The following is a 14,953-nucleotide window of genomic DNA, read 5'->3' as shown; positions in this document are numbered from 1 at the left end:
CAGTGCTCATGTGGGAACTGTGCAATTGTGTGTGGGTGCGAATCCGTAATTGCACTCACGAAGTTATCACACTCTGTAACTCCTGTGTGACTTTCGTTCAGAATTTCTGAACTTTATTCTCCGGTTCGGGCTTTTGCGTTGCGCAGACCGCTCATTCGCCGCCCTGCCCACCATCGATTTCCGGAGCCTGCTCACGGTCGCTCTCCACCGCCTGTGTCCGAGCGCCGAGCGGTGCCGACGCTCAAGCACCGTGCGACGCCGGCATCCGAGCATCGCGCACCACGGGCATGCGCGACTGTGGGCAGTCCCACGCCCGGTCCCGGCACACGCGCGCTCCGACCACGTAGAATCGCAAGTGAAGTCGCTACGATCCGGGAGAAGTCCATGACAGAGACAGCTGCATCCGTTCCGCGCCTGGTCGTCGGATACATCGCCACCGACCGCGGTCGGGACGCCATCTCGCTCGCGATCTCCATCGCCCGCTCCGTCGAGGTCGAACTCGTCGTCACGATCATCCGGCCCGAGACGTCGACGTTCCACGCGGCCGGATCGATCCCCAAGGACGGCTCGGGCATCGTCGCCCAGCAGCTCGACGACTGGCTCGAGGAGGCGCTGGCGCTCATCCCCGACGACATCTCCGCCCGCGGAGTCATCCACACCGCTTCGAACGAGTCGAAGGGCCTCATGGAGGTCGCCTCGGACGAGGACGCTGTGGCCATCGTCATCGGCGCCAGGGCGACGACGCTCATGCGCCAGTTCCGGATCGGCACCGTCGCCACCTCGCTGCTCCACTCCTCCGAGGTGCCGGTCGTCCTCGCCCCGGCCGGCCGCTCCGACATCGGTCCGGTCTCCCGGATCACCACACTCTTCGGCGCCCGTCCCGGTGCTGCCGCGCTCATCGGTTCCGCGATCGAAGCGGCCACGGCCTTCGATGTCGACCTGCGCCTTGTCGCCCTCATCGAGAACGACGGCATGGCCGAGGACGAAGTCGCGGAGGTGACCGAGTTCGCCGAGCAGTACGGCGGCGCCGTGCTCGCGAACCGTGCCGCTGACCTCTTCGCCTCAGGCCGCGCCACCGTCGTTGCGGAGGCCGGCGCCGACATCGAAGAGGCCGCCGAGAACGTCGAATGGATCTCCGGCGAACTCGCCTTCATCGGCTCGAGCCGCCTCGGCCACGGCCGCGTCTTCATCGGCGCCCGAGCCCGTCGACTGCTGCGCGTCCTGCCGGTTCCTGTCGTCGTCATCCCGCGCCGCCCCTACAGCAGCGCGACCCAGCCGTCAGCTGAGTCGGTCGAACCCTCGACCGAGCAGTCGACCGAGCAGAACTGAGGGTGGAGGCCGTTCACCGGGTCGACCTCGACGTCGCCGGCCATCCCACACCCGTCTGGGTCCATCCCGGACGCAGTGAGGGTCGGCCGGTCCTCCTCATCCACGGGTTCCGCGGCGACCATCACGGGCTCGACCGGATCGCCCACGCGATGCGCGACCGCGAGGTGCTCGTCCCCGACCTGCCGGGGTTCGGGGAGAACCCGCCGCTGGCCGGTGGTCTCAGTCTTGAGGGCTACCTCGATCACCTCGAGGCCCTCATCGCCGAGGTGGACCGCACGTGGGGTGCCCGCCCGATCCTCGTCGGGCATTCCTTCGGCTCGATCCTCGTCTCCCACCTCGCGGCGAGGAATCCGGCGGCGATGCCCGAGCTCGGGCTCATCAACCCGATCACCTCTCCGGCCCTCGAGGGCTCCGCGAAGGTGCTCACCGGCCTGACGAGGGTCTACTACGCCCTCGGCGCGCGTCTGCCGGAGAAGGCCGGCCGCTCCCTGCTCGGCCATCCGCTCATCGTCAGACTGATGAGCGAGGTGATGGCGACGACGCATGATCGTGGGCTGCGCCGGTACATCCACGACCAGCACGCCAAGTACTTCTCGACGTTCAGCGACCGTCGCTCCCTTGCGCAGGCCTTCGACGTCTCCGTCGCCCACACCGTCACCGAGGTGGCCGGTTCCCTGACGATGCCGCTGCTCGTCATCGCCGGGGACCGGGATGCGATCGCCCCGATCGAGGTCACCCGCTCCGTCGTCGACGGGCTCGCCGACGTGCGCTTCGTCGAACTCTCCGGGGTGGGGCACCTGGTCCATTACGAACGGCCCGATGCGGCCGCCTCGGCGATCGAGGATTTCTCCGCCGAACGCGACTGACCGCGCCGCGGACGAGCCACGGCGCGGTCAGGACGCGTCGGTCAGTGTCGGTTCAGCACCGATTGCCGGTCGGGCACCGAGCGCCGGTTCAGGACCGGCGATCGACGATCCAGTGGTAGAGCATCGGCAGGATGAACGCGAACGTCGCGGTGAGCAGGCCGGCCCAGAAGACCCAGAACTGCGTGCCCTCGGGGGTGGAGAACGCCGCGCCGAAGAGGTAGATGGAGAAGATGAAGAGCGCGAAGGCGATGATGAAGACGACGACGTCGGCGAAGTTCGCCTTGCTCTGACTTCTCTGCGCGACAGTGTTGGACATGTTCTCCTCCGAGCGGTGGGACGGGTGACGGTCGATCGACCCTCAGTCTACATGCTGTAGAGAACCTGACGGGGCATTCGCAGACGGCCGGTCACCCGCGATTGCCGCGCGTAGTCGCGGCGAACCGCGGGGGCCTCAGTCCCGTTCGTAGCTGCGGTCGGGGACCAGCCAGCCGAGCAGCGCGGAGACGATGGAGACGATGACGGCGGCGAAGATCGCCTGGAAGAAGAACGAGTCGATCGTGAACACGAACGGGGTGAATCCGCTCAGCCACGCGGTCAGGGCGAGCATCGCGGCGTTGATGACGATGGAGAACAGACCCAGCGTCAGGCACGTGATCGGTGCGGAGAGGAAGGCGAGGATCGGCTTGATGAAGGCGTTCGCGAGGCCGAAGATCAGGCCGATGACGAGGTAGGAGATGATCGTCGCGGGAATCGGTCCGGTCTGCTCCGCGACGACGCTGTTGCCTTCGATGGCGACGCCGGGAAGGATCCATGCGGCAACCCAGATCGCGAACGCATTGATGCCGACTCGGAGAAGGAAGCTCATGCTGGTATCCTCCCAGACCCATCTGCGTCCTTTCTGAGTCGGGCGTGGGAAACAGGTGTCCGCGGGGGCGATCGTGACCGAGATCAAGGCCCGCAGGATGCCGCCTCCGGGTAGGCTGGGAGCAGACGTCCACTTTGTCGAAGTGCATCTACTGTCCCGCGCCGTTGATTCGTTGTAGAAGTCGTCCGATGGAGGTGAGAATCTCGTCGGCGGTCTTGGTCCAGATGAAGGGTTTCGGGTTCTCGTTCCATGCTTTGATCCAGCCGCGGAGGTCTTTCTCCAGTGCTTGCACGCTGCGGTGATCTGAGCGTTGGAGGAGTTCGCGGGTGACTTCGGCGAAGAGCCGCTCGACTTGATTGATCCACGATGAGTACGTCGGCGTGAAGTGCATGTGGAACCGGGGGTGCTTTTCGACCCACGCTGTCACGGCCGGGTGCTTGTGTGTGCCGTAGTTGTCGCAGACAACATGCACATCCAGATGCTCGGGCACGTTCTGATCGATTTTCTGCAGAAACTTCTTGAACTCCACCGCACGGTGTCGGCGATGGGTGGACGCGATCACCGTGCCGTCAGCGACATTCATCGCCGCGAACAGGCTCGTCGTGCCGTGTCGGAAGTAGTCGTGCGTGCGCTTTTCGGGCATGCCCGGCATCATCGGGAACGCGGGCTGTGACCGCGACAGCGCCTGCACTTGAGATTTTTCATCCACCGAAAGAACGACGGCGGATTCGGGCGGGTCGAGGTAGAGGCCGACGATGTCGTAGACCTTCTCCACGAACAGCGGGTCGTTAGAGAGCTTGAATCCGTCCGCCTGGTGAGGTCTCAAACCGAACGCCTTCCATACCCGTCCGATCGTGGACTTCGACAGTCCGGTGCGCTCGGCCATCTTCGCCCGCGACCAATGCGTCGCGTTCGCGGGCGTCGACTCCAGCGTCGCGACCACGACATCCTCGACCTGCTCCGCAGTGATCGTCGCCGGGCGCCCCGGGCGAGGATCATCAACGAGACCGTCCAGACGGGCCTCCACGAACCGAGAGCGCCACTTCGTCACCGTGGGATCCGAGCAACCCACCAACGCGGCCACGTCCTTGTTCGACATGCCATCCCCACACGCCAACACGATCCGCGAGCGCAACGCGAGCGCCTGAGACGACTTACGACGCCGAGTCCAGCGCTCAAGCTGCTCCCGCTCCTCATCCGTCAGGATCAGTTCGGCCTTGGGTCGTCCAGTTCGCGCCATACTCCAATCCTACAACTTACAGACCGAATTTAAGGCGCAGGACACTACCGAGTGCTGTGCAGCAGTCCACCACGGCGGCACCGATCCTCGCCGACGGGCGAGGCAGAAATGATGATCGCCATGCCGCACGAACCCCAGCACACGGAATCGCAGAACACCGAGCCCCAGGACTCCGTCCCGCGCAGCTCCGACCTCCACGGCGGTGCCGATCCGCAGCCCGCCGAGGAGCCCGTTGAGAAGCAGACGCTCCTCGCGGCCGTGGGCCTGAGCTACTTTCCCATCGCCTTCCTCGCCCGGCTGCCCTATGCGATGGTCGTCGTCGGCGTCCTCACCCTCGTCGTCGCCGGTCGGGAGTCGCTCAGCCTCGGCGGCCTCAACTCGGCCATGGTCGGACTCGGCACGGCGATCTTCGGCTCCTTCATCGGTGCCGCCGCCGACCGGTGGGGCCAACGTCCGGTCCTCCTCATCGTCGGCACCCTCAACAGCGCGGCCCTGATCTTCCTCACCTGGGTCGTCTTCTCCCCGCTGCCCGACGCCGTCGTCCTCATCGCCTCGTTCGCCATCGGTGCGACCGCCCCGCAGGTCTCGCCGATGTCGCGCTCCCGACTCGTCGACATCATCCTCCGCGCCCTGCCCGGATCGAGGCAGTCGAAGGTCCTCAACGGCACCATGGCCTACGAGTCCGCCGCCGACGAGGTGGTCTTCGTCTTCGGCCCCTTCATCGTCGGCCTGCTGGCGACGTGGCTGTCCCCCGTCGCCCCGATCATCGGCGCCGTGGTCATGACGCTGATCTTCGTCTCCGGCTTCGCGCTGCACCCCAGCGGGCGTCTCGCTGCCGAGGGGGCGGGCCAGTCCGCTGCCAGAGGTCCGGTCCGTGAGCTGTTCACGTTCGGCATCTTCGTCGTCATCGCCGGCGTCTTCGGCATCGGCCTCGTCTTCGGGTCGACACTGACCTCGCTCACCTCGCTGATGAACGACCTCGGCCATCCCGAGCAGGCCGGCCTCATCTATGGTGTCCTCGGCATCGGATCGGCGATCCTCGCGATCTCCGTCGCGCTCTTCTCCCCGCGCTTCTCCCTGTGGGCCCGGTGGCTGAGCTTCGCCCCGCTGCTGCTCATCGGCACGATCGTCCTCGCGCTCTCCGACTCCATGGCCGCCGTCGTCATCGGCCTCCTGCTCATGGGCACGGCCATCGGCCCCACGCTTGTCACCCTCTTCAGCCTCGCCGCCGAACGCAGTCAGCGCGGTCGGTCGGCGACCGTGATGTCGATGGCGGGGTCGGCGATCATCGTCGGCCAGTCGCTCGCCTCGGCGCTCGGCGGATTCCTCGCCGAGGAGGCCGGCACCTCCACCGCGATCGCCGTGCCCGTGGCTGCCGCCCTCGTCGTCCTCGTCGCCGGTCTGCTCAACCTCATCGTGCGCCTGCGGAGGCGGAAACGAGACGTGGTTCACACCTGATCAGAGACCTGGTTCACACTCGAATTCCGCGTTGTGGGACGAGTCGTCCCAGTCGGGTGAAAGTGTGCTCTGAGCCATGTCGTGGGAGTAGGATCACGACTTGTTCAGAGTGAATCACGCCTCAATCCGCGTGATGGCACGACACAACGGAAAGCACGATATGTCTTCTAGCACCTCGACGACCGAGGTCGTCAAGAGCGATACGCGGTTCTTCGGACACCCGCTTCCGCTCATGCAGCTCTTCAGCCTCGAACTGTGGGAGCGCTTCTCCTACTACGGGATGAACGGAATCCTCGCCCTCTACCTGTACTTCCAGGTCACCGACGGCGGACTCGGCCTGCCGCAGGCCACAGCGGTCGGCATCGTCGGCGCCTACGGCGGCGCCGTCTTCCTCGCCACCATCCTCGGCGCCTGGGTGGCCGACCGGATCGTCGGCGCGGAGAAGGTCCTCTTCTACTCGGCGATCATCATCATGCTCGGCCACATCGCGCTGGCACTCATCCCGGGCTTCGGCGGTGTCGCCGTGGGCCTCATCCTCGTCGCGCTCGGCTCGGGCGGCCTCAAGGCCAACGCCTCCGCGCTCGTCGGCGATCTCTACGAGGAGAAGGATCCCCGCCGGGACGCGGGCTTCACGATCTTCTACATGGGCGTCAACATCGGCGCGCTCCTCGGACCACTCATCACCGGCCTGCTCCAGCAGAACCTCGGCTTCCACTACGGTTTCGGTGCCGCCGCCATCGGCATGGGGCTGGGACTCATCATCTACGCGTCCGGGCGTAAGAACGTTCCCGCCGAGGCACGCACGCCGGTCAACCCACTGCCGAAGTCGAAGCTCTACCTCTTCATCGTCGCGGTCGTCGCTGTCGTCATCCTCGCCACCGTGCTGTGGATGACCGGCCTCGTCAACCCGGAGAACCTCGACTGGTGGATCGCCGGCATCTCCGCCGCAGCGGCAGCGTGCTACTTCATCGTCATGTGCACCTCGCCGCAGACGAACTCCACCGAGCGCTCCCGCGTGCTGGCATTCATCCCGTTCTTCCTCACGAGCGTCGTCTTCTGGGCGATGTACCAGCAGATCTTCGGTGTGCTCACCGTCTACTCCGACGGGAACCTCAACCGCTCGATCTTCGGCTGGGAGATGCCGATCAACTGGATCCAGCTCATTCCGGCGGCCTTCGTCATCATCTTCGCGCCGCTGTTCGCGACTCTGTGGATGAAGCTCGGAGACAGGCAGCCCTCCACGCCGGTCAAGGCGGGGCTCGCCCTCATCTTCATCGGCCTCGGCTTCCTCATGTTCCTGCCGTATGCGACCGCTCCGGCGAACTCGACGCCGCTGCTCTGGGTCTGCCTCATCCTCGCCGTCTTCGTCTTCGGTGAGCTGCTCATCTCTCCGGTGGGCCTGTCGTTCTCGACGAAGGTCGCCCCGAAGGTGTTCCAGTCGCAGATGATCGCGGTGTTCTTCCTCGCCTCCGGTGTGGGCACCGCGCTCTCGGGTGTGCTCGGCGGCTACTTCGACCCGGCGAACCAGACTCCGTACTGGACGTCGATCGGCGGCACCTCGGTCGTCCTCGGCCTGCTGGCCCTGACGCTGACGAAGCCGATGCTCAAGATGCTCAAAGGCGTGCGCTGATCCGCTGAGCGCTGATGCGGAAGTGCGCTGATACTTCCGGTTGCGGCGCGGACTCCGTACTGCAACGACAGTGAAGCCGCCCTCCCGGTTCCCCGGGCAGGGCGGCTTCAGTCTGTCGCGGATGGCCCGGCTGCGGAGTGGCGTGCCGTCGGGTGGCGCACGATGAATATGCGGAATCCTTGGGGCGAATGCGCGGACCCTCCCGGGTGCTCACAACCGGATCTTCACCCGCAAGTGGGCGCACAACGGCGCAAGCCCCCGAAACCGGCCGTCCCTCACACCCCGGGGAAGATCGGCAGCGCGTCCGGGTGGTGGGCTGCGACGATCGTGAGGAAGACGATCGCATCGAAGAGGAGATGGACGGTCACGGTGTACGGCAGAGACTTCGTCCGGGTGAAGATCACCGCCTGGACGAGCGCGAACGGGATCGTCAGGACGGGACCGATCGACCGGTAGCCGAGCTCCCACAGGAACGAGACGAAGATGATGCTCATGAGCACGTTCGCCGTCCAGAAGTCGAAGTGGCGGCGCAGCAGTGCGAAGACCGTGCAGATGAAGAACAGCTCATCCCACAGTCCGACGGCGTTGACGCCGATGAAGAGCCGCAGGATCTCGTGCCACTGGGTCACCGCGGGCCAGTTGAGGTAGACGCCGGTGCGGATGAAGTACTGGGGGAGGACCGCCCAGGCGACGACGATGACGAAGACCAGCCACGCCCACTCGAGCTTCGTCCACGGCACCCCGTACCGGCGCGGATAGACGATCGTCTTCTCCTTGAACCAGTACCGGGTGATGAGGAAGGGGACGATGACGACGGTGCTGAGCACGATCCCCATGCGCAGGATGTTGCCCCACGAGATGTCGGCCTCCACCGAGATCGCGGAGATGAGGGCGAGCGCCCCGGCGATGACGCTGAGATCCCTGGCGAAGCGCACCGTCGTCGTCCATGCGAGTCCGACGCCCGCGAGCATGGGCACATACCCCCATGCCTTGACCTCGGGCAGGTCCGTTCCGATCCCGAAGAGGATGACGGCGGAGACGGCGATGAGGACGGCGGAGAGGCCCGGCCAGGAGACGACGCTCCACCTCTGCTCCTCGGTCTCAGCCTCCACGTCCTCCACTGTAGGACAGATCGACTCGGGACCCGGGCATCCCGCGGCGCAGGCTCCCGGCCCATTAGGATCGACGGAGACGAAAGGAAGTGTGTGGAACCCGAGGACTACTCCCGGCTCATCGCCCGAGACCTGCCCGTGGGCGTCGAGACCGTTCCCCTCGCCGAGGCGGTCGGCCGCATCCTCGCCCGCGACGTTCCCGCCGATGCCCCGATCCCCGGGTTCGCCACCTCGGCGATGGACGGCTATGCCTTCGATGCGCAGGCACTGAGCCTGGCCCGCACCGGACAGCCGATCCCCGTGGCCGGGGACATCCCCGCCGGTCATCCTCCCGTCGAGATCCCCGCAGGCTGTGCGGTGCGGGTGATGACGGGTGCGCAGGTTCCCGGCACCGCCGAGGCGGTCGTCCCCGTCGAACTCACCGATGCCGCCCGCACGGGGGCCGTCCCGGTTGACGTCGTCGTCACCGGACTGCCTGAAGGACTGCGTTCGGGCTGGAACATCAGGGACGTGGGGGAGGACACCGCGCTCGGCGACGTCGTCGCGATCGGCGGACAGCGTCTCAACGCCGCAGGCGTGGGCACGCTCGCGATGTTCGGCATCACCGATGTCGAGGTGCTGCGCCGGCCGAGGATCGGACTCATCGTCACCGGTGACGAACTCCGCGGTCCACAGGCCACGGGGCCGACGATCCCGAACTCCAACCTGCCCATGCTCGCTGCGGCGATCACCGCCCACGGCGACATCGCCGTGCCGGCGACGAGCGGTGACGATCCCGCCGAGTTCCTCACCGTCCTCGACCGGATCGTCCCGGACGTCGATCTCGTCATCACCACCGGCGGAATCAGCGCCGGTGCCTATGAGGTCGTGCGGGCCGCTCTCGAAGGGGAGAGCTCGCAGTTCCTCCGCGTCAACCAGCGTCCCGGCGGGCCACAGGGGTACGGGCAGCGTGCGGGCATCCCGCTGCTCCACCTGCCCGGCACACCCTCGGGTGCGTACCTCTCCTTCCATCTCTTCGTCCGCTCCCTCCTCTCCGGCATTCCGCTGGGCGAGCGCTGGCAGCGCGCCGTCTACACCGGACCCGAACTGGCAGGCCACCGTCGCGGCATGTCGCTGGTGCCGGTGACAGTCGCCGCCGACGGCTGCGTCGTCCCCGCCGCCCGTGCGCGACTTCGCGACTTCGCCGCCGCGGATGCGATCCTCAGGGTCCCGGGCGCACCGGCCGTCATCGCCGACGGTGACATCGTCGACATCCTCCCGACCGGGCCCGAGATCCTCGCCTGAGCGGCGAGATCTAGACTGATGGGCATGGACGTCTCCCGCTACACCCGGCAGATCCGCCTCCGCGGATTCGGCCCCGACGCGCAGGATCGGCTGCTGTCCTCCCGGGCCGTCGTCATCGGCGCCGGGGGTCTCGGTGCCCCCGTGCTCACGTACCTCTCCGCGGCCGGAGTCGGACGTCTCGACATCATCGACCCCGACATCGTCGAACTGAGCAACCTCCACCGCCAGTTCATCCACTCCGAGGACGCCGTCGGTTCACGGAAGGTCGATTCGGCGGCCGAGCGGCTTCGCGGACTCAACTCCGCGATCGAGATCGTCACCCACCCGGTCCTCCTCACCGCCGACAACGCCGAGGAGCTGCTGGCCGGTGCCGACATCGTCGTCGACGGCAGCGACAACTTCGCGACCCGCTACCTCGCCAACGACGCCTGCGAGATCCTCGGCATCCCGCTTGTGTGGGGGACGATCCTCGGCTTCGACGGCCAGATCGCCGTCTTCGACGCCCACCGTGGGGCGACGCTGCGCGACCTCTACCCGGTGGTGCCCGAACCCGGGTCCGTGCCCGACTGCGCGACCGCTGGGGTCATCGGCGCGCTGTGCGGGAGCATCGGCTCGGCCATGGCGATGGAGACGATCAAGGTCCTCACCGGCATCGGCACCCCGCTGCTCAACGCCGTGTCGATCCACAGCAGCCTCGACGGCAGTTGGGAGACGATCCCCGTGGGCCGTGACCCCAAGCGCGCCCCGGTGACGAGTCTGGCCGCCCACCGGGAGGACACCCCGGCCACAGACGCCACGGCCACCGCTACCCAGGGCGCCGCGGTCCCGACCGCTTCCGGCGACGATCCGGCACGCGTCGCCGCATCCGTTCCCGTCATCGCGTGGGACGATATCGACGACGGTGACCTCCTCGTCGACATCCGGGAGGACGCCGAGGTGGCCGCCGGTGCCGTCGCCGGTGCCCTTCACATCCCCATGGAGGAGCTGCTCGGCGACCCGAGACGGCTCACCGACCGGGACGACGGCGCATCGGGCATACCGGTGCAGGGGCGTATCGCGCTCTACTGCCGGTCAGGAGTGCGTTCGGCTCGCGCGGTCACGGCGCTGCGCAGTGAGGGGATCGAAGCGGTCTCCGTCTCCGGCGGCTACCTCGCATACCTCTCCCGGGCGGTCTAACCCCCGGCGAAGGGCGGCAGCACATCGACGGTGTCGCCCTCAGCGAAGGCTTCGCCGCGGTCGGTGCGGGCGAGAGCGTTGACGAGGAAGGACGACCGGGACAGCACGGTCACCGCCTCGGCGGAGGCATCGGTTGAGAGCACGGCGACGAGATCGTCGAGGTTCGCCGCGCTCACGGTGGTCTGCCGGGTTCCGAAGGCCTCTCGGGCGGCCGCGAAGAAGCGGACGGTCACTGCGGTCACTGGTGTACTCATCCTCCGATGGCGCTCATCGGGCGCTGCGGCTGGGTGAAGTCGTCCGAGTCCATGCCGTGGCCGGCGAGCTTCGCCCAGTGCGCACCCTTCCACAGGTTCGCGATCTCCTCGTCACTCGCCCCGGCCCGCATCGCGGCGAGCAGGTCGACCTCGGTGCGGGAGAACAGGCACGTGCGCACCCGCCCCTCCGCGGTGAGCCGGGTGCGGGTGCAGTCGGCGCAGAACGGGCGGGTCACCGAGGCGATGATGCCGACGTCGCCGAGGATCGTCTCGGGGTCCTCACGGGAGGCGACACGGAACTTCTCGGCCGGTGCCCCACCACGGGGTGCCTCATCGGGGGTGAGGACGAACCGGGGTTCGAGGAGGGCGAAGACGTCGGCGGCGGTGACCATCGTCCCCCGGTCCCACGAATGACCGGCGTCGAGGGGCATCTGTTCGATGAAGCGCAGGGACAGGTCGTTGTCCAGGCACCACTGCAGCAGGTCGGGCGCCTGATGGTCGTTGACCCCGGGCAGGAGGACGGCATTGATCTTCACCGGGTCGAGACCGGCGGCCTTCGCCCCCTCGATGCCCGAGAGGACACGCTCAAGGAAGGGTCGCCGGGTGATCTCGGCGAAGGTGTCGGGGTCGACCGTGTCGAGGGAGACGTTGATCCGGTCGAGACCGGCGGCCGCGAGCTTGGCGGCACGGTTGTCGAGGCCGATCGCGTTCGTCGTCAGGGCGATGTTCGGACGCGGGCGCAGTGCCGCGACGCCTGCGATGATGTCGGTGATGTCATGGCGGGTGAGCGGTTCGCCGCCGGTGAAGCGGATCTGGTCGACGCCGAAGCGCTCGACTCCGATGCGGGCGAAGCGGACGATCTCCTCGGCGCTCATCGCGGCATCCCGGGGCATGAACTCGACGCCCTCGGCGGGCATGCAGTAGCTGCAGCGGAGATTGCAGAAGTCCGTCAGGGAGATGCGCAGGTCGCGGGCACGGCGACCGAAGGTGTCGAGCAGCGAATCCTCGCTGTGCCCGGTGAAGGCCGTCCCCGGATCGAGCGTCGGAGTCCGCAGCACCGGGGTCGGCAGACTGGTCTTCCGCATTCCGTCGTCCTCCTTGTGGTCCCTTTCGCTATCATCGTCCCATGACCAGCGCCATCATGCATCGTCGTCGCGTGAGTGAGACGATCTCTCCGCTGCTTGGGACCAGGTCGACCCCGCTCGCCGAGCTCCTCGCCGTCGAACGGCGACTGGCCGCCGACGTCGTCACCGCCGTCGACGTTCCCGGCTTCGACAACTCGAGCATGGACGGCTACGCGCTCGCTCATGAGACCCTGCGCACGGCCCGCAACGCCGACGGGTCGGTGGGTCCGCTGCCGGTCGTCGGCCAGGTCGCCGCCGGCGCGCAGGGGGCACCGGTGCCGGCCGACTCCCTCGTCGAGATCATGACCGGTGCCCCGCTGCCGGCAGGCACCGATACCGTCGTCCCCATCGAAGCGACGACTCCCGGTCGTTTCGGCGCCGAGGCGGTGACGATCACCGTCGACGACCTCGCACCCGGAGCCTATGTCCGTCCCCGCGGCAGCGACGTCGGTGCGGGAACCACCGTGCTCCGGGCCGGCGTCATGCTCACCCCCGCCCGCCTCGGCGTGGCCGCCGCCTGCGGAGTCACCGCGCTGACCGTGACCACCCTGCCCCGCGTCCTCGTCCTCTCCACAGGCGACGAGGTCGCCTCGCAGGCCGACGCCGGCATCCACGACGCGAACGGGGTCACGCTCACGGCCGGGCTGCTGCGCCTCGGCGCCGAGGTGACGACCCTGACCGTGCCCGACGACCCCCGGATCCTCCTCGAGACCGTCGCCGCGACCGACATCGACCTCGTCGTCTCGACCGGCGGCATCTCGAAGGGCGCCCGCGAGGTCGTCAAGCTCGCCGCCGCAGCGGACCCGGACTCGGACATGGTCTTCGAGGCGATCGCGATGCAGCCGGGCGGTCCGCAGGGCTGCGGTCGCCTCGCCGGGCGTCCCTGGGTGGCCCTGCCCGGCAACCCGGTGAGCGCGCTGATCAGCTACGAGATGTTTCTCCGGCCGGCCCTCCTCGGCCTCGACCCCGAGGACGACGCCCGGGACGCCGTCGACCACCGGCTCGGGACCGATCTCGACGAGGCCCCGCCGTCGGGCAAGCTCCAGGTCCGACGGGCCCGCATCGGGCACAACGGCATCGATCTCGTCGGCGGGTCCCGGTCCCATCTGCTCCACAGCTATGCCGAGAGCACCCACCTCGTCTTCATCCCGCCGAGCGGCCAGGCCGACCCGGCTGATTCGACTGACTCGAATCGGCCCGGACCCGGGGCGGGAGATAGGCTGAAGACGTGGAGAATCAACTGACGCACATCGATGAGTCCGGGGCCGCGCACATGGTCGACGTCGGCGACAAGGACGTGACGAAGCGACGAGCCGTGGCGAGCGCGCGCATCACGACGCGCCCCGAGGTCATCGCCCTCATCGCCGAGGCGGGACTGCCCAAGGGCGACGCGCTGCCGGTCGCGCGGATCGCCGCCGTCATGGGCGCGAAACGCACGAGCGACCTCATCCCGCTCTGCCACCCCCTGCCGCTGACCGGCGTCGACGTCGACTTCACCCTCGAGGACGCCGCCGTGCGAATCGAGGCGGCCGTGAAGACCGTGTCGAAGACCGGGGTCGAGATGGAGGCGCTCACCGCTGCCACCGTGGCGGCGCTGACGATCTTCGACATGATCAAGGCCGTCGACAACCAGGCCGTCATCGGCGACATCAAGGTCCTCGCGAAGTCCGGAGGCCGCAGCGGTGATTGGACCCGCAGGCCATGAGCGTCATCCGCACCGGCATCGTCGAGACCCCGATCAGCACCGACGACCTCGAACCCGCCGTCGTCGCCCCTGAGCACGGGGCAGCAGTGACGTTCTCCGGCATCATCCGCGACCACGACTCCGGCCGGGGCGTCGAACGCCTCGTCTACGAGTCCCATCCGCTCGCCGAGACCCAGATCGCCGAGGTGGCCGCCGCCGTCGCCGCAGCCCACCCCGAGGTGAGGCTCTCCGTCGTCCACCGGGTGGGGAAGCTGAGCATCGGCGACGTCGCCCTGGCCGCCGTCGTCGCCTCCGCACACCGGCGGGAGGCGTTCGCCGCGTGCGCCGCACTCGTCGACGAGGTCAAGGACAAGGTCGCGATCTGGAAGCACCAGTACTTCTCCGACGGCGAGGACGAATGGGTGGGGGCGCTCGAATGACGCAGCTGCGCATCAGCGACGCCGCCCGGTACCTGGGCGTCAGCGATGACACGATCCGCAGGTGGATCGCCGACGGCCGGCTCACCCAGCGCAAGGACGCCTCGAACCGCTCCGTCGTCGACGGCGCGGAACTCGCAGCCCTCGCCCAGGACAGCGCAGGCGCCCTCGACGATCCCACACATGTGCGCAGCTCTGCCCGCAACCGCTTCACCGGACTCGTCACCGAGGTCGTCGTCGACGGCGTCATGGCCCAGGTCAGCCTCCAGTGCGGACCGTTCCGCGTCGTCTCTCTGATGTCCGCCGAGGCGTGCCGGCAACTCGAACTCGAACCCGGCAGCCTCGCGACCGCGGGCGTCAAAGCGACGATGGTGTGGATCGACACCGTCGACGAGGGATAGCACACGACATCTCAGATGCTGATGCAGGAGTCATGCAACTCCGCATCTGCGGGTCATAATGGGTGGATGATCTCTGCCGACCCCTGCGCCGCA

General features: G+C 67.7%; 16 protein-coding genes. 10 read left to right on the top strand and 6 right to left on the bottom strand.

Going from position 1 to position 14,953, the window contains the following annotated elements; genetic code table 11:
* The first annotated feature begins 384 nt into the window (after positions 1 to 384).
* Both AACX88_RS03785 and AACX88_RS03780 read left to right on the top strand, forming a co-directional pair.
* Complete coding sequence (locus AACX88_RS03785; protein ID WP_339391768.1) at positions 385 to 1,329, top strand: universal stress protein; 945 nt, start codon at positions 385 to 387, stop codon at positions 1,327 to 1,329.
* Between the two features lie 2 nt (positions 1,330 to 1,331).
* Complete coding sequence (locus tag AACX88_RS03780) at positions 1,332 to 2,195, top strand: alpha/beta fold hydrolase (RefSeq protein ID WP_339391767.1); 864 nt, start codon at positions 1,332 to 1,334, stop codon at positions 2,193 to 2,195.
* An 88-nt stretch (positions 2,196 to 2,283) separates the two neighbouring features.
* Here AACX88_RS03780 and AACX88_RS03775 read toward each other — a convergent pair whose 3' ends face one another.
* The 3 genes from AACX88_RS03775 to AACX88_RS03765 all read right to left on the bottom strand — a co-directional run bounded on the left by AACX88_RS03775 (position 2,284) and on the right by AACX88_RS03765 (position 4,300).
* Positions 2,284 to 2,511: a hypothetical protein gene (locus tag AACX88_RS03775; protein WP_339391766.1), complete on the bottom strand. Its 228-nt coding sequence runs from the start codon at positions 2,509 to 2,511 to the stop codon at positions 2,284 to 2,286.
* Positions 2,512 to 2,646: 135 nt separating this feature from the next.
* Positions 2,647 to 3,060, bottom strand: a complete 414-nt coding sequence (locus tag AACX88_RS03770) for a phage holin family protein (RefSeq protein ID WP_339391765.1) — start codon at positions 3,058 to 3,060, stop codon at positions 2,647 to 2,649.
* Positions 3,061 to 3,208: 148 nt separating this feature from the next.
* Positions 3,209 to 4,300: an IS630 family transposase gene (locus tag AACX88_RS03765; protein ID WP_339391764.1), complete on the bottom strand. Its 1,092-nt coding sequence runs from the start codon at positions 4,298 to 4,300 to the stop codon at positions 3,209 to 3,211.
* Positions 4,301 to 4,420: 120 nt separating this feature from the next.
* On the opposite strand from AACX88_RS03765, the gene AACX88_RS03760 reads away from it, so the two are divergent.
* Together AACX88_RS03760 and AACX88_RS03755 are read left to right on the top strand one after the other, a co-directional pair.
* The gene (locus AACX88_RS03760; protein WP_339391763.1) at positions 4,421 to 5,758 is read left to right on the top strand and encodes an MFS transporter; all 1,338 of its coding nucleotides are present in this window, start codon (positions 4,421 to 4,423) and stop codon (positions 5,756 to 5,758) included.
* Positions 5,759 to 5,918: 160 nt separating this feature from the next.
* Positions 5,919 to 7,388, top strand: a complete 1,470-nt coding sequence (locus AACX88_RS03755) for a peptide MFS transporter (RefSeq protein WP_339391762.1) — start codon at positions 5,919 to 5,921, stop codon at positions 7,386 to 7,388.
* Positions 7,389 to 7,663: 275 nt separating this feature from the next.
* Here the strand turns inward: AACX88_RS03755 and AACX88_RS03750 are convergent, their stop codons facing one another.
* The gene (locus AACX88_RS03750) at positions 7,664 to 8,500 is read right to left on the bottom strand and encodes a CPBP family intramembrane glutamic endopeptidase (protein WP_339391761.1); all 837 of its coding nucleotides are present in this window, start codon (positions 8,498 to 8,500) and stop codon (positions 7,664 to 7,666) included.
* Positions 8,501 to 8,593: 93 nt separating this feature from the next.
* Between AACX88_RS03750 and AACX88_RS03745 the strand changes: the two genes are divergently transcribed.
* Together AACX88_RS03745 and AACX88_RS03740 are read left to right on the top strand one after the other, a co-directional pair.
* Complete coding sequence (locus AACX88_RS03745; RefSeq protein ID WP_339391760.1) at positions 8,594 to 9,784, top strand: molybdopterin molybdotransferase MoeA; 1,191 nt, start codon at positions 8,594 to 8,596, stop codon at positions 9,782 to 9,784.
* Between the two features lie 24 nt (positions 9,785 to 9,808).
* Entirely contained in the window at positions 9,809 to 10,960 is a 1,152-nt protein-coding gene (locus AACX88_RS03740; protein WP_339391759.1) for a ThiF family adenylyltransferase, read from the top strand.
* On the opposite strand, the gene AACX88_RS03735 is transcribed toward AACX88_RS03740, so the two are convergent.
* Complete coding sequence (locus tag AACX88_RS03735; protein WP_339391758.1) at positions 10,957 to 11,202, bottom strand: MoaD/ThiS family protein; 246 nt, start codon at positions 11,200 to 11,202, stop codon at positions 10,957 to 10,959. The two genes, AACX88_RS03740 and AACX88_RS03735, sit on opposite strands and share 4 nt — an antisense overlap.
* 8 nt (positions 11,203 to 11,210) lie before the next feature.
* On the bottom strand, positions 11,211 to 12,299 hold the full coding sequence (gene moaA / locus AACX88_RS03730; protein ID WP_339391757.1) for a GTP 3',8-cyclase MoaA: 1,089 nt from the start codon (positions 12,297 to 12,299) through the stop codon (positions 11,211 to 11,213).
* Positions 12,300 to 12,340: 41 nt separating this feature from the next.
* Here moaA and AACX88_RS03725 point away from each other — a divergent pair, with 41 nt between their 5' ends.
* Genes AACX88_RS03725 through AACX88_RS03710 form a run of 4 tightly spaced genes read left to right on the top strand, consistent with a single transcriptional unit; the run spans position 12,341 to position 14,860 of the window.
* Positions 12,341 to 13,582, top strand: a complete 1,242-nt coding sequence (locus AACX88_RS03725; protein ID WP_339391756.1) for a molybdopterin molybdotransferase MoeA — start codon at positions 12,341 to 12,343, stop codon at positions 13,580 to 13,582.
* 29 nt (positions 13,583 to 13,611) lie between these two features.
* Complete coding sequence (gene moaC / locus AACX88_RS03720; protein ID WP_339391979.1) at positions 13,612 to 14,043, top strand: cyclic pyranopterin monophosphate synthase MoaC; 432 nt, start codon at positions 13,612 to 13,614, stop codon at positions 14,041 to 14,043.
* On the top strand, positions 14,040 to 14,462 hold the full coding sequence (locus tag AACX88_RS03715) for a molybdenum cofactor biosynthesis protein MoaE (protein WP_339391754.1): 423 nt from the start codon (positions 14,040 to 14,042) through the stop codon (positions 14,460 to 14,462). The genes moaC and AACX88_RS03715 overlap by 4 nt, the downstream gene beginning before the upstream one ends.
* Entirely contained in the window at positions 14,459 to 14,860 is a 402-nt protein-coding gene (locus AACX88_RS03710; protein WP_339391753.1) for a TOBE domain-containing protein, read from the top strand. The genes AACX88_RS03715 and AACX88_RS03710 overlap by 4 nt, the downstream gene beginning before the upstream one ends.
* The last annotated feature ends 93 nt before the right edge of the window (positions 14,861 to 14,953 follow it).

This window comes from Brevibacterium metallidurans, assembly GCF_037101285.1.
GTDB classification, from domain to species: Bacteria; Actinomycetota; Actinomycetes; order Actinomycetales; family Brevibacteriaceae; genus Brevibacterium; species Brevibacterium metallidurans.
Note: the sequence above shows the minus strand (reverse complement) of the source record. Positions and strands in the feature narration are given on the sequence as shown.